Below are 15,113 nucleotides of genomic sequence, written 5' to 3'. Positions count from 1 at the left end.
TTAAAAGGGGACAAATAATAGAATCTGTCCCTTATCAGCCAGCGATAAAAAATATATAATGAAAGCGAAAACAAAGGTACATACCGAAAGGAGTTTCTCATGAAAAAAATTATAAATGAACCGACACAAGTTGTTGATGAAATGTTGCAGGGATTGTCATTCATGCATGATGACTTGGTAGAACGCTTAGATGGTTTTGATGTCATCGTTAGAAAGGCAGAAAAGACAGGAAAAGTTGGACTCATTTCAGGTGGAGGTTCAGGACATGAACCAAGTCATGCTGGATTTGTAGGAGATGGAATGTTGTCTGCTGCCATTTGTGGAGCAGTCTTCACTTCACCTACTCCGGACCAAATTTTAGAAGCCATTAAGGTGGCTGATGAAGGTGCTGGAGTTTTCATGGTCATCAAGAACTATTCTGGTGACATTATGAACTTTGAAATTGCACAAGAACTTGCTGAAATGGAAGGTATTGATGTAGCAAGTGTTGTGGTTGATGATGATATCGCTGTTGAAAATAGTCTCTATACTCAAGGCCGTCGAGGTGTTGCGGGTACTATTTTAGTCCATAAAATTTTGGGTTCTGCAGCTCGTTCTGGTAAATCCTTAGCTGAAATAAAGGATTTGGCAGATAAACTTGTGTTAGAAATTAAAACAATTGGGCTGGCCCTGTCTGGAGCAACCGTTCCTGAAGTTGGCAAACCAGGATTTGTTTTAGAAGACGATGAATTTGAATATGGAGTTGGTATTCACGGTGAGCCAGGGTATAAAAAAGAGAAAATGCAACCTTCCGCACAATTGGCATCAGAGTTGGTTGAAAAATTATCTGAAGGTTTCCAACTTAAAGATGGCGAACGCTATGGCCTTCTCATCAATGGTTTAGGAAGCACTCCTCTTATGGAACAATACGTATTTGCAAATGATGTTGCTAAATTGCTCCATGAAAAAGGTGTTCAGTTGGCATTTAAGAAAATAGGGAACTATATGACTTCAATTGATATGGCTGGTTTGTCATTAACATTGATTCGATTGGCAGATGATGAGTGGTTGGATGCTCTAAATGCACCTGTTACTACACCAGCTTGGTAAAACTCAAGGAGGAAATGTCAAATGAATGCTGAACAAGCTCTTGAATGGATGAAGCTTTTTAATGAAAAGATTCAAGAACAGAAAGATTATCTTAGTGAGCTAGACACTCCTATAGGTGATGGAGACCACGGTGGAAATATGGCGCGTGGCATGGCTGCAGTTATGGAAAACTTAGAAGGCAAGAAATTTGAGACAAGTAGTGATGTTTTTAAACTTGTTTCAATGCAATTACTGAGTAAGGTAGGCGGTGCTTCTGGTCCCTTGTATGGCTCTGCTTTTATGGGCATGGCCAAGGCTGATTCAAATTCGAAATTAGAAGAAATCTTACAAAGTGGTTTGGATATGATTGTCAAACGTGGGAAAGCAGAAGTTGGAGAAAAGACAATGGTTGATGTTTGGACTCCTGTTATTGCCGCCTTGTATGATGGCCAGTTGACTCAAGAGGTTATTGATCAGGTAGTGAATGCTACCAAAGATTTACTTGCAACTAAAGGAAGAGCATCTTATGTAGGAGAACGATCTCTTGGACATATTGACCCTGGATCATTTTCATCAGGATTACTCTTTACTGCTCTTTTAGAAACCGGGGTGGTTTGATGGGAAGTATTGGTCTTGTTATCGTTTCACATTCCAAAAACATTGCACAAGGTCTTGTTGAACTAATTAGTGAAGTGGCTAAAGATGTTCCGATTACTTATGTAGGAGGAACCGAGGATGGAGGAATTGGAACTAGTTTTGATCAAGTAGATAGGGTTGTTTCTGAAAATCCAGCAGATACTTTACTTGCCTTTTTTGACCTAGGCTCTGCTAAAATGAACTTAGAAATGGTGGCTGATTTCAGTGATAAGAGTATCATCATCAACAGTGTTCCAATTGTAGAAGGCACCTATACTGCAGCAGCTCTTCTTCAGGCTGGGACAGAACTGTCAGTTATTCAAACACAGTTGGCGGAGCTTGAAATCAATAAATAAGGAATTTACTATAACTCTTTTTATAGGTGGGTTATTGATTATCACTACTATCAAAGTTTAAGTAGATTATTACAAAATCAGAAAGGGATTGCTTGCGCAGTTCCTTTTTAATTTAACAGAAGTAAAGCCATAGAATTTTTAAATTGTGAACCATTCAAAACTAATTGGGATGGGACTATTCTAGCTTTAGAATCCTTCAAAAATTAAAATTTAAGGCAATCAATGGCTTAGAGTAGTACGAAAACATTTAGTTTATAGGAATTCTAGGACTAGAATTACAAGGATATTTATGAAACCAAGGTATTCGATAGTTAGGATCGATCTATCCTGAAAAGTTTGGGCTGTCAGTTGTATAAGAGAGTTTTTTATGTTAGATTCCAGTAAAAATGATTGGATAGATAATATTAAAGAAAAATCAAAATCATAATTTTGTTTAATATGGTATAATATTTCTAATAATTTAAACATAATGAGGTAGTAATTTATGGATGAAGTTTTATTTTTTGGAGAAGATGACTTCGATATTCTTGATATTGATGGTTATGAACTAAAACCCTCATCATTTTTTAATAAGTTACCAGAAATAGCTAAACCATTAGTCAAAAATGCAAATAAAATCTTATCTGAAGTAGAAAAAATGTTATATTCTGCTCCAGCCTTTATCCATGTTGTCCAATCTAGTATACCTGAAGAGGTTTTTCAGGCAATTCTTTCTCCAGAACAACGGGAAGCAATTGCTCAAGGAGTGTTAAAATTAATGACCAAGAAAGATGGCTCTCTCTTGGCGGTATTAGTAGATACTAATACTAATAAAGTCATTGGAAATGTACCATTGAAATCTGTTAAATTGACACCAGAATTAAATAAAGCCTTAGCTGATTATTCGTCACAAATTCAAATGGCTCAGATTGCAGAGGAGATTCAAAATGTACAATATGCTATTGAGGACGTCAGAAAAGGACAGGAGTCAGATAGACTTGCAATAGGCTATAGTTGTCAACAGAAACTCTTGCAAGCTAGAGAGATATCAGATCCAAACATTAGAACAATGATGTTACTGCAAGTTATTTCAGATGCAGAAGATAGTAGAAATCTCTTAATGCTTAGTCAAAAATCAAATGTAAATTTTATCAAAGAACAACCAGATTCTACTTGGGGTAAGTTATTAAAAGGTGATAAACCAGATAAAATAGAAGCTCGTATGAATGAGATTAGAGATGGATTAGCAGTTGTAAATATCGTTTCACTATCAGCAGCAATAGCTTATAATGAGTTGGGCGAGAAAAAGGCTGCTCAAAAAAGTTTGGATTACTTTGGGAAGTTTATTAACGAAACTTATCTCAGTTCTCAGGAATTAGTAGAGAGACTTGATTTACTTGATCCTTCTCCTACAAATTACTGGACAAAAGAATTGCCAAAAATTGAAACTTCTATAATGAAATTACCAAATAAAACAGATTCTATTGAGACAGAGGTGCTAGAATGAAAGAAATAAAAAAATGTAAGACATGTACTAGGGATTTACCATCAAGTTATAAGCACAATAAGTGCGAATCGTGTAGAAACAAAAAAATAGATGAAGCAAAAAAGATACTTAAAGTTGTTGGACAAGTTGGAAGTGTGGTTACTCCAGTTGTGGTTGGTATGTTGATGAATAAAACTAAGAAAAAGAGGAAATAAACTAATCTATTAAGTATCTAGAAAGGAAAACCTCAAATTGTCCTACAAATTTCTACTCTTCGACCTTGATCACACCTTGCTTGATTTTGATGCTGCTGAGGATGTGGCTTTGACGCAACTTCTAAGAGAAGAAGGAGTTGCGGATATTCAAGCCTATAAAGACTATTATGTTCCTATGAACAAGGCTCTCTGGAGGGACTTGGAGCAAAAGAAAATTAGTAAACAAGAGCTGGTTAACACGCGCTTTTCTCGTTTATTTGCTCATTTTGGACAGGAAAAAGACGGTAGTTTTCTAGCCCAGCGTTACCAATTTTACCTTGCCCAGCAGGGGCAAACTTTTTCAGGCGCTCATGAATTCTTGGATAACCTTATCGAGAGAGATTATGAGCTGTATGCTGCGACAAATGGTATTACTGCCATTCAGACAGGACGTTTGGCTCAATCGGGTCTAGCGCCATATTTCAATCAAGTCTTTATCTCAGAACAGTTGCAAATACAAAAGCCTGATGCTCTCTTTTATGAAAAAATCGGTCAGCAGATTGCAGGTTTTAGTAAAGAAAAGACGCTGATGATTGGAGATTCCCTAACCGCCGATATTCAAGGTGGCAATAATGCGGGGATAGACACTATCTGGTACAATCCTCATCACCTCGAAAATCACACACAAGTCCAGCCTACTTACGAAGTCTATTCCTTCCAAGACTTGCTGGATTGCTTAGATAAACTGTAAAAAGTGGTTTAGAAAGCCACTTTTTGCTATAATAGAGGCAGTAAAAACGAAGGAGTCGGCTATGGAACACTCGTCTTGGCATGCTTTGATTAAGGAGCAATTACCTGAGGGTTATTTTGCGAAAATCAATCAGTTTATGAATCAGGTCTATGCTCAGGGGACTATTTATCCACCCAAGGAAAAGGTTTTTCAGGCTCTCTTGACAACACCGCTTGAAGAAGTTAAGGTGGTGATTCTAGGGCAAGATCCCTATCACGGGCCAGGTCAAGCGCAGGGCTTGAGTTTTTCTGTACCCGACTCTATCCCAGCTCCGCCATCCTTGCAAAATATCTTGAAAGAATTGTCAGATGATATCGGGGTTAAGAAATCTCATGATTTGACAGCTTGGGCTGAGCAAGGAGTCTTGCTTCTTAATGCTTGTTTGACAGTTCCTGCTGGACAGGCCAATGGTCATGCTGGGCAGATCTGGGAGCCATTTACTGATGCTGTGATTCAGGTGGTCAATCAACTAGATAAACCAGTAGTCTTTATACTCTGGGGTGCTTATGCACGTAAGAAGAAGGCCTTAGTTACCAATCCTCACCACTTGATTATCGAATCAGCCCATCCCAGTCCTTTATCGGTTTACAGAGGATTTTGGGGTTCCAAGCCTTTTTCCAAGGCTAATGCATTCTTAACAGAAACAGGACAAGAGCCAATCGATTGGCTTAGATAAGGAGAGAATATGCCTCAGTTAGCGACGATTTGCTACATAGATAACGGGAAAGAACTACTCATGCTTCACCGTAATAAGAAACCCAATGATGTTCATGAAGGGAAATGGATTGGCGTGGGTGGTAAGCTAGAGCGAGGAGAGACACCTCAGGAATGCGCGGCGCGTGAAATCCTCGAAGAAACAGGGCTCAAAGCCAAGCCAGTTCTAAAAGGTGTTATCACTTTTCCTGAATTTACGCCAGATCTAGACTGGTACACCTATGTTTTTAAGGTGACGGAGTTTGAGGGGGACTTAATTGACTGCAATGAGGGGACGCTTGAATGGGTTCCTTATGATGAAGTTTTGAGCAAGCCTACTTGGGAAGGTGACCACACCTTTGTTGAATGGCTTTTAGAGGACAAACCCTTCTTTTCAGCCAAGTTTGTTTATGATGGGGATAAATTGTTGGATACCCAAGTCGATTTCTATGAATAAAGGAGAAAGTAGATGCTACTAATCAAAAATGGTCGTGTTATGGATCCCAAGTCTGGCTTGGATCAAGTGTGTGATGTTTTAGTCCAAGATGGGAAAATTGTCAAAATTGCGCCTGAAATCAAGGAAGAAGGAGCAGAAATCTTAGATGCTACTGGTCTAGTAGTTGCTCCTGGCTTGGTTGATATCCATGTTCATTTCCGTGAACCTGGTCAGACCCACAAGGAAGATATCCATACTGGTGCTTTAGCAGCCGCTGCAGGTGGTTTTACAACGGTTGTCATGATGGCTAATACTAGTCCAACCATATCAGATGTAGAAACCCTGCAAGAAGTTCTCCAGTCAGCTGCCAAGGAAAAGATCAATGTCAAGACTGTTGCGACCATTACTAAGAATTTTAATGGGCAAGATTTGACTGACTTTAAGGCACTTTTAGAAGCTGGTGCAGTTGGTTTCTCAGACGACGGTATCCCACTTGAAAGTAGTAAAGTTGTCAAGGAAGCCATGGAGGAAGCAAAAAAACTTAATACCTTTATTAGTCTTCATGAGGAAGATCCAGGATTGAACGGTGTTCTTGGGTTTAACGAAAACATTGCTAAAGAACATTTCCATATCTGTGGTGCAACTGGGGTGGCTGAGTACGCTATGATGGCGCGTGATGTCATGATTGCCTATGCAACCAAAGCCCATGTTCACATCCAGCATTTGTCTAAGGAAGAAAGTGTTAAAGTAGTGGAGTTTGCTCAAGGATTGGGAGCGAAAGTAACAGCAGAAGTAGCGCCACAGCATTTTTCTAAGACCGAAGCGCTCCTTTTGACACAAGGAAGCAATGCTAAGATGAATCCACCGCTTCGCTTGGAATCAGACCGTCGTGCTGTTATCGAAGGTCTCAAGTCAGGTGTCATCACAGTTATCGCGACTGACCATGCGCCTCACCATGCGGATGAAAAAAAAGTCGAGGATATTACCAAAGCGCCATCTGGTATGACTGGTTTGGAAACCTCTCTGTCTCTCGGTTTGACTTATTTGGTGGAAGCTGGGGAATTGACCTTGATGGAATTGCTAGAAAAAATGACCTACAACCCAGCCAAGCTTTACAACTTTGAAGCAGGTTACTTGGCTGAGAATGGTCCGGCGGACATCACTATTTTTGATGCTAAGGCTGACCGCCTTGTGGACTCCCATTTTGCTTCCAAAGCAGCTAATTCACCATTCATTGGTGAAACCTTAAAAGGGCAGGTTAAATATACCATCTGTAAGGGACAAATCGTCTATCAAAACTAGGTGGGAGTCTGCTCTGTAAATCAAAAGAATAGAGAGCCTATATGTACCAAACCCATCATTTTAAAGACAAGTTTATCTTATTTTTAAAGATATTTTTCCCTATCCTGATTTATCAATTTGCCAATTATTCTGCTTCCTTTGTTGATACGACTATGACAGGTCAATACAATACCATGGACTTGGCTGGTGTGTCTATGGCAACCAGTATCTGGAATCCTTTCTTTACCTTCCTGACAGGGATTGTGTCAGCCTTGGTGCCCATCATTGGTCACCATCTTGGTCGAGGCAAAAAGGAAGAAGTTGCGTCAGATTTTTACCAGTTCATCTATCTGGCCTTGGGTCTATCTGTTCTCTTGCTGGGACTAGTACTTTTCCTGGCACCACCAGTCTTGAATCGTATTGGACTAGAGGCACCAGTGGCAGCAGTAGCGGTTCGCTATCTCTGGTTTTTATCTATCGGGATTATCCCCTTGTTGCTCTTTAGTGTCATTCGCTCCTTGCTGGATTCGCTGGGGTTGACCAAACTGTCTATGTATCTCATGCTTTTGTTACTTCCCTTGAATAGTGGATTTAACTATCTCTTGATTTACGGGGCCTTTGGTGTTCCAGAACTGGGAGGTGCTGGTGCTGGTTTAGGTACTTCTTTAGCCTACTGGGTCTTACTAGGAATTTCTGTTCTGGTTCTATTTAAACAGGAAAAGCTCAAAGCCCTACATCTTGAGAAACGAATTCCGCTTAATATGGATAAAATCAAGGAAGGAGTTCGCTTGGGTCTGCCTATTGGGGGGACTGTCTTCGCGGAAGTGGCTATCTTTTCTGTGGTTGGCTTGATTATGGCAAAGTTCTCGTCCTTGATTATTGCTAGTCACCAGTCAGCTATGAATTTTTCATCTCTCATGTATGCCTTCCCTATGAGTATCTCATCGGCTATGGCTATTGTCGTTTCCTATGAAGTGGGAGCCAAGCGATTTGATGATGCTAAAACCTATATTGGTTTAGGAAGATGGACAGCCCTCATTTTTGCGGGCTTCACATTATCCTTCCTTTACATTTTTCGAGGAAATGTGGCTAGTCTTTATGGTAATGACCCAGAATTTATCGATTTGACAGCGCGTTTTTTGACTTACAGTCTCTTCTTCCAGTTGGCAGATACCTTTGCGGCACCGCTTCAGGGAATTTTACGGGGGTATAAGGATACAGTTATTCCTTTTTACCTTGGTTTGGTTGGTTATTGGGGTGTAACAATCCCAGTGGCTATGGTATTTGATTCCCTAACAGATTTTGGAGCTTATTCTTACTGGATTGGCTTGATTATTAGTCTGATCGTGAGTGGGGCGCTCTACCGATGGCGTTTAACTGTGATTATGAAGAGATTTGAATCTAGAAAAGCTTGATTTTTAGAATTCCTGCAAGCAAAAATATCCTTCCTTATCTGCATTATTTTTGCTATAGTTAAATTAGTAGTAGGCAAATGAGAATTTCAAAAATATAGAAATAATTGATATTCCACGCCACTTTACTGGTATCAGATATAAAGAAAAAGAAGTTGCTTATTTTGGGTCTTCGGAATATATAGTGGAATTACTTTCTTAATAGTTTAAAAACAACTGGTGTTTAAATCGGATTTTCTGGTGGGATGTTAGGATAATCAATAGTATTATATAAAAGTATCAATCACATACGAGTGATACTTTGGGAAAAAAATAAAATAGTCCAATTTACTTGACCGTGTACTATGGTACATGGTTTATAATATTCAGGGGGTGAAATAAGATGATTTATCGCATTAGTGAGTTTGCAGATAAATGTGAAGTTAATAAAGAAACGATCAGATATTACGAGCGAAAAAATTTATTACAAGAACCTCACCGAACGGAAGCTGGTTATCGGATATATTCATATGATGACGTTAAGCGTGTTGGGCTTATTAAACGAATACAGGAACTTGGTTTCTCTTTAAGCGAGATTTATAAATTACTTGGTGTTGTAGATAAAGATGAAGTTCGTTGTCAAGATATGTTCGAATTTGTTTCTAAAAAACAAAAGGAAGTGCAAAAACAAATAGAGGATTTAAAACGAATTGAAACTATGTTAGACGACTTAAAACAACGATGTCCAGATGAAAAGAAATTACATTCGTGTCCAATAATAGAAACATTATAACATGAGAGATTAATTAACGAAAGGAGCTTTTTTATGAATAAATTTAAGGTAAACATTTCAGGAATGACTTGTACGGGTTGTGAAAAACACGTAGAATCAGCACTTGAAAAGATAGGTGCTAAAAATATTGAGTCTAGTTATCGTCGTGGTGAAGCAGTATTTGAACTGCCCGATGATATTGAGGTTGAAAGTGCAATAAAGGCGATTGATGAAGCAAATTACCAAGCCGGAGAAATTGAAGAAGTATCATCACTAGAAAACGTGGCGTTAATTAATGAAGACAATTATGACCTTCTTATTATTGGTTCTGGTGCTGCTGCCTTTTCTTCGGCAATTAAAGCTATAGAATACGGTGCAAAAGTTGGAATGATTGAGCGTGGAACGGTTGGGGGAACCTGTGTGAATATTGGCTGTGTTCCGTCAAAAACTCTTCTTAGGGCAGGGGAAATCAATCATTTATCAAAAGACAATCCGTTTATAGGTTTACAAACATCCGCTGGAGAAGTGGATTTAGCTAGTTTAATCACGCAAAAGGATAAATTGGTGAGCGAACTTCGGAATCAAAAATATATGGATTTAATTGATGAATATAATTTTGATTTAATTAAAGGTGAAGCAAAATTCGTTGATGCTAGTACGGTTGAGGTCAATGGGACAAAGTTATCTGCAAAACGCTTTTTAATTGCAACAGGTGCATCGCCTTCGTTGCCCCAAATTTCAGGACTTGAAAAAATGGACTATTTAACTAGTACAACACTTCTTGAGTTAAAGAAAATACCAAAACGATTAACTGTAATTGGTTCAGGATACATTGGAATGGAGCTTGGACAACTATTTCATCATTTAGGTTCAGAAATAACGCTTATGCAAAGAAGTGAGCGACTTTTAAAGGAGTATGATCCTGAGATTTCAGAGTCAGTTGAAAAAGCGTTAATTGAACAGGGTATAAACCTTGTCAAAGGGGCAACTTTTGAGCGTGTTGAACAAAGTGGAGAGATAAAAAGGGTTTACGTAACAGTAAATGGCAGTAGAGAAGTCATTGAATCAGATCAGTTACTTGTTGCCACTGGAAGAAAACCAAATACGGATTCTTTAAATTTAAGTGCAGCAGGTGTTGAAACTGGAAAAAATAATGAAATCCTGATCAATGATTTTGGTCAAACAAGTAATGAAAAGATTTATGCAGCAGGAGATGTGACTTTAGGACCACAATTTGTATATGTAGCAGCCTATGAAGGTGGAATTATTACTGATAATGCTATTGGTGGATTAAACAAAAAAATAGATTTATCGGTAGTTCCTGCTGTTACGTTTACGAATCCGACGGTTGCAACGGTTGGTTTAACAGAAGAACAAGCAAAAGAGAAAGGGTATGATGTGAAGACATCTGTATTACCTTTAGATGCTGTTCCAAGAGCAATTGTAAACCGTGAAACAACCGGTGTATTTAAACTAGTAGCAGATGCAGAAACACTAAAAGTATTAGGGGTTCATATTGTATCTGAAAATGCAGGAGATGTCATCTATGCAGCATCATTAGCTGTTAAATTTGGCTTAACGATAGAAGATTTAACAGAAACCCTAGCACCATATTTAACAATGGCTGAAGGGCTAAAATTAGTTGCACTTACGTTCGATAAAGATATTTCGAAATTATCTTGTTGTGCAGGCTAAGGGAACTTTTTTACAACTCCCTATTCAAGTGAACCAGCTAATGCTTTAAGGGATTTTCTAAGTGCATTTGTGGTCACAAAAATAATTTAACACTGATGATTTCGACATCAAATCTATAATTGATACCTTAACACCGCAGAGTAATAAAGGATGAATAATATGTCAGACTTATTATCCCTACCAGACATTAAAACAATAGAACCGCCACAAGAAAATGAAACCGATATGATGTTTAAAGTTGAAGCAGTCGGACCACCTGAACGTTGTCCTAAATGTGGTTTTGACAAGTTGTACAAACACAGTTCAAGAAATCAACTAATTATGGATTTGCCCATTCGTTTAAAGCGAGTGGGCTTACAATTGAACCGTAGACGATACAAGTGTCGTGAATGCGGATCTACCTTCTGGGAAAGCCTAATATCTGTAGATGAAAAGCGTAGTATGACCAAAAGGCTTTTAAAGTCCATTCAAGAGCAATCCATGTCTAAGACCTTTATAGAAGTCGCAGAAAGCGTTGGTGTTGACGAGAAAACCATTAGGAACGTTTTTAAGGACTATGTGGCACTCAAAGAACGTGAATACCAGTTTGAAACTCCTAAGTGGCTTGGGATAGACGAGATACATATTATCCGTAGACCTCGGCTTGTATTGACTAATATTGAACGCAGGACTATTTATGACATCAAGCCTAACCGTAACAAGGAAACAGTCATCCAACGTCTTTCAGAAATCAGTGACAGGACTTACATTGAGTACGTCACAATGGATATGTGGAAGCCCTACAAAGACGCAGTGAACACTATCCTTCCACAAGCTAAAGTTGTCGTAGATAAGTTTCATGTAGTTAGAATGGCTAATCAAGCCTTAGATAACGTCAGAAAGTCTTTGAAAGCCCATATGAGCCAAAAAGAAAGACGTACCCTTATGCGTGAAAGGTTTATCCTTCTAAAGCGTAAACACGATCTAAATGAACGTGAATCATTCCTCTTAGATACTTGGTTAGGTAATCTTCCTGCTTTAAAAGAAGCCTATGAACTCAAAGAAGAGTTTTACTGGATATGGGATACTCCTGATCCAGATGAAGGTCATCTTCGTTATAGTCAATGGAGACACCGTTGTATGTCCAGCAACTCTAAAGACGCATATAAAGACCTCGTGAGAGCCGTAGACAACTGGCATGTTGAAATATTCAACTACTTTGATAAAAGGCTCACTAATGCTTATACGGAGTCAATTAACAGCATTATTAGGCAGGTAGAGCGAATGGGTAGAGGTTACTCGTTTGATGCCTTACGAGCCAAAATCCTTTTCAATGAGAAGCTCCATAAAAAGCGTAAGCCACGATTTAATTCAAGTGCTTTCAATAAAGCTATGTTATACGATACTTTCAATTGGTATGAAGTGAATGATCACGACATTACAGACAACTTAGGTGTCGATTTTTCCACACTTATTAAGAATTTGGAGAAGGGTGATTTATAAGCCCTTTTCCACCATAAAATCCGAATACTCCTTATTTTTAGCAGCTTCTTTTTCTGAATTTTGTTTTACATAATTTATTTTATGTAGTTTATAAACTATCTAGAGCATTCTTTTGTTCATCATTGACGATATGGGTATAGAGGTCAGTGACTTGTGTACTGGCGTGTCCTAGCTGATGGCTGACTAAAACTTGCGATTTAGTGGCATCATAGAGCCTAGTTGCTAGGGTATGACGGAGCTTGTGGGGTGTTACACGAACTTTGAAGTCCTCAGAATACTTAGCAACCATCTTTTCAACACTAGAAGCATCGATACGATTGGGAACACCTCGATAGAGTGTCAAAAAGAGAGCTGTGTCTGTCTTTTCCGTTTTATAGCGTTGATTTCGAATGGCGAGATAATTTTCTAGATAAGGTTTTGCAAAGGCAGCGACATTGACCGAGTCACGTTTGCCACCTTTTCGAGTGACATCGATAACCATCATTTTTAAATTGAGATCTCTTAGATCCAGATTAACAGCTTCAGATAAGCGAACACCAGACGCCAAGAGAAGAGCAATAATGGCCAAATCTCGTTCTTTATTTTTGTTGAATGATGAGAGAGCTCGATTTGAAAGCTGTTGTGGATACTCTTGGTCGATATAAGTTAGAAAACCTTCTGTTTCATCACCTAAAAAGAGTTTTTGCTTGATGTTTTCAGCTCTGGCAGCAAGTGTTTCTTTCTTTTTCTTTGTTGAAACTTTCTTCATTACATTACGATAAAAATAAGGCTCTCCCTGATCGTTTTCAACCTCCTCGGTCAGATACTTGTAAAGACTAGAAAGTGCTGACAAAGTTCTATTGATAGTTGTCTGTGAAACACCTTGTTTACTTGTATTAGCATTCAGCAAGGGACGTTCACGTAGGTAAAGGATAAAGGATTCCATGTCTTTCTTAGACATATTTTCCAAGACAGATAAAGGAATATCAGACATTTTATCAGCGTTTGAAATACCAGACTCTAAAACCCAGCTGAAAAATCGATCATATTCTTTGAGGTATTCGTACAAGGTTGTAAAACTGTAAGGTACAGCCAGCTTAGATTTGTAGTATTCCAGAACATACCAGGGCATGATTTGTTTTAGTTTGTCGATTCGATCCAGTAAAATCTCACGTTTCATGTATTCACTCCATAAATAAGTCTACAAGTAGTATAGCATAGACTTATTTATTTTTCAAGAAAATTATAGTTTTTCGGAAAGATGTTATAGAGCTTTTTAATAGAATAACTAAAAAACCAAATAACTAAAAAAATTTTTTCGACAAAAATTGTCTATAATGTACTTTATTCCTGAGAAACTAACACAAAGACTTGGTTCTTATGAAAAAAGAACCAAGTCTTTGTGTTTGATATGAATCTACTAGAAATTTTTCAAAGTCATTCTTATAATTCAATTTCTCTAAAAAATTTCAATTGCCATTTTTGTGTTGATTGAGCCGTTGTATTTAAATTTGTGCACCAAGGCGGATAAAATCGCATGGACATTTTTCCTTTGCTGTTTTTTGTTGAGAGAATTTTCTTACAAGTAGCAACTTCGTTTGGAATAATAAATAGCCCCTTTTTATCATTATCGATGACAACGATAACAAGTTCAGTTCCCAAATCTTCATTGGTATAAGGAATGTTCATGTTATTTTTGTCTTTTTTCCAAAAAACTGTAAAATATCCTTCTTTTTTCGGTGTTCTTTTTGCTAAGCGGCATCTTTTATATCCTTGCTCATCCTTTATTTTGATAAGAATACCTTCGTATTTTTCATTCCACTTTTCTTTAATGAATTCAAAATCACCATAAAACTCATATAGAACATCTAGTATTTTCATTATGATGTATGTCCTCCCTTATCAAAATCAACAAAATATTCTTGATACATTTATTACATAATAAAAATTATGTAATGATATTTTTGATCTACAACAACAAATCCTTGACTTTCCCAATTTCACTTTTTGGAATAACCAGGTGAATCATATCACCCAGATACATTCTGGTTGAACCATTAACTGTTTGGCTCTTGCCATTATGGACTTGGGTGGTGATAAGTACGTTATGTGGTAGGTTGAGTTCATGTACTTGTTTTCCTGCTATTTTATCTGAAACAGGGATTTCAATAAGTGTGACTTCTCCTTCATCTGTCGCTTCTTCTGGCAGCATTTTTTCAAGCATGGCCTCATAGACTGGAGTACCCTTGAGTAAATCCATGATGATGTAGGCGACCAAGGTTACTAAGCCAAGTGGCATGAGATTACGAATATCTCCTACCATCTCGGTTACTAGAATCATAGCGGTTAAGGGAGCTTTAGAAATCGCTCCAAAGTAGCCACTCATTCCCAGAATGACAAATATAGGAAACTGTTCCTGACTGACAAGTCCAATATTCACACAAATGACACCAACTAGGGCACCGAGTAAGGAGCCAAGCGCCAAAATTGGTAGAAAAATACCTCCTGGAAGGCCACTTCCATAACTAATCATGCTCCAAACAAAGCGAATCAAAAAGTAAGCTAATAGAACTTGGAAACTAAAATCTTGCTTAGTCAGGGAAAGAACCAGCTGATTTCCACCTCCTAGGATCTGTGGTAAGAAGATTCCGATTGGTATGATGAGAATGAAGGCCAGAATTGGATAATAAGCTCTATCCAAACGTATTTTTTGACCTATCCAGTCATAAACTCTACCGACATTGAGTACAGCTTTTTCATAGAGAAAACCAGAAAGTCCTAGAAAAATTCCCATGAGGAGGTAAATCCAATACTGGTCTAGAGTCATGAGTGGGATGTTGTCTGGCATATCCAGTACAGGTGTTAAGCCAAATAT

16 protein-coding genes are annotated in these 15,113 nt (G+C 38.1%); 13 read left to right on the top strand and 3 right to left on the bottom strand.

Annotation, left to right across the window (positions count from 1 at the left end; all coding sequences use genetic code 11):
- Positions 1–99: 99 nt before the first annotated feature.
- The 13 genes from dhaK (at position 100) to SMIDD28_RS03825 (ending at position 12,259) form a co-directional block, all read left to right on the top strand.
- Positions 100–1,089 (top strand): dihydroxyacetone kinase subunit DhaK, encoded by a 990-nt coding sequence (gene dhaK / locus SMIDD28_RS03885; RefSeq protein WP_061424862.1) that lies wholly within the window; start codon positions 100–102, stop codon positions 1,087–1,089.
- 21 nt (positions 1,090–1,110) lie between these two features.
- Positions 1,111–1,686, top strand: coding sequence for a dihydroxyacetone kinase subunit DhaL (gene dhaL, locus SMIDD28_RS03880; RefSeq protein WP_061424860.1), 576 nt, complete (start codon positions 1,111–1,113; stop codon positions 1,684–1,686).
- Positions 1,686–2,060: a dihydroxyacetone kinase phosphoryl donor subunit DhaM gene (gene dhaM / locus SMIDD28_RS03875; protein WP_061424858.1), complete on the top strand. Its 375-nt coding sequence runs from the start codon at positions 1,686–1,688 to the stop codon at positions 2,058–2,060. Before dhaL ends, dhaM begins: the two co-directional genes overlap by 1 nt.
- Positions 2,061–2,544: 484 nt before the next feature.
- Positions 2,545–3,546 carry a hypothetical protein gene (locus tag SMIDD28_RS03870; RefSeq protein ID WP_061424856.1) on the top strand — a complete coding sequence of 334 codons (1,002 nt, stop codon included), beginning with the start codon at positions 2,545–2,547 and terminating at the stop codon, positions 3,544–3,546.
- Positions 3,543–3,740, top strand: a complete 198-nt coding sequence (locus SMIDD28_RS03865; protein ID WP_061424854.1) for a hypothetical protein — start codon at positions 3,543–3,545, stop codon at positions 3,738–3,740. Before SMIDD28_RS03870 ends, SMIDD28_RS03865 begins: the two co-directional genes overlap by 4 nt.
- A 37-nt stretch (positions 3,741–3,777) precedes the next feature.
- On the top strand, positions 3,778–4,470 hold the full coding sequence (locus tag SMIDD28_RS03860) for a pyrimidine 5'-nucleotidase PynA (RefSeq protein WP_061424853.1): 693 nt from the start codon (positions 3,778–3,780) through the stop codon (positions 4,468–4,470).
- A 61-nt stretch (positions 4,471–4,531) separates the two neighbouring features.
- On the top strand, positions 4,532–5,185 hold the full coding sequence (locus SMIDD28_RS03855) for a uracil-DNA glycosylase (RefSeq protein WP_061424852.1): 654 nt from the start codon (positions 4,532–4,534) through the stop codon (positions 5,183–5,185).
- 9 nt (positions 5,186–5,194) lie between these two features.
- A complete protein-coding gene (locus SMIDD28_RS03850) occupies positions 5,195–5,659 on the top strand; it encodes an NUDIX hydrolase (protein ID WP_001135768.1) in 465 nt (154 codons plus the stop codon).
- Between the two features lie 12 nt (positions 5,660–5,671).
- A complete protein-coding gene (locus tag SMIDD28_RS03845) occupies positions 5,672–6,940 on the top strand; it encodes a dihydroorotase (protein WP_061424851.1) in 1,269 nt (422 codons plus the stop codon).
- A 41-nt stretch (positions 6,941–6,981) separates the two neighbouring features.
- Positions 6,982–8,334 (top strand): sodium-coupled multidrug efflux MATE transporter PdrM, encoded by a 1,353-nt coding sequence (pdrM, locus tag SMIDD28_RS03840; protein WP_061424850.1) that lies wholly within the window; start codon positions 6,982–6,984, stop codon positions 8,332–8,334.
- 379 nt (positions 8,335–8,713) lie between these two features.
- Positions 8,714–9,103 (top strand): Hg(II)-responsive transcriptional regulator, encoded by a 390-nt coding sequence (gene merR, locus SMIDD28_RS03835; protein WP_061424849.1) that lies wholly within the window; start codon positions 8,714–8,716, stop codon positions 9,101–9,103.
- 33 nt (positions 9,104–9,136) lie between these two features.
- Complete coding sequence (merA, locus tag SMIDD28_RS03830) at positions 9,137–10,777, top strand: mercury(II) reductase (protein WP_001031938.1); 1,641 nt, start codon at positions 9,137–9,139, stop codon at positions 10,775–10,777.
- Positions 10,778–10,936: 159 nt separating this feature from the next.
- Positions 10,937–12,259, top strand: a complete 1,323-nt coding sequence (locus tag SMIDD28_RS03825; protein ID WP_061424848.1) for an ISL3 family transposase — start codon at positions 10,937–10,939, stop codon at positions 12,257–12,259.
- 88 nt (positions 12,260–12,347) lie between these two features.
- Here the strand turns inward: SMIDD28_RS03825 and xerS are convergent, their stop codons facing one another.
- The 3 genes from xerS to SMIDD28_RS03810 form a co-directional block, all read right to left on the bottom strand.
- Complete coding sequence (gene xerS / locus SMIDD28_RS03820) at positions 12,348–13,418, bottom strand: tyrosine recombinase XerS (RefSeq protein WP_061424847.1); 1,071 nt, start codon at positions 13,416–13,418, stop codon at positions 12,348–12,350.
- Between the two features lie 263 nt (positions 13,419–13,681).
- The gene (locus SMIDD28_RS03815; RefSeq protein ID WP_061424846.1) at positions 13,682–14,119 is read right to left on the bottom strand and encodes a MepB family protein; all 438 of its coding nucleotides are present in this window, start codon (positions 14,117–14,119) and stop codon (positions 13,682–13,684) included.
- A gap of 88 nt (positions 14,120–14,207) precedes the next feature.
- The coding region (locus tag SMIDD28_RS03810) for a chloride channel protein (RefSeq protein ID WP_196756353.1) at positions 14,208–15,113 on the bottom strand (906 nt) is incomplete at its 5' end.

The organism is Streptococcus mitis, assembly GCF_001579045.1.
Taxonomy (GTDB): Bacteria; Bacillota; Bacilli; order Lactobacillales; family Streptococcaceae; genus Streptococcus; species Streptococcus mitis_D.
The sequence above is the reverse complement of the archived record's forward strand: the minus strand, read 5'-3'. Positions and strand labels throughout refer to the sequence as shown.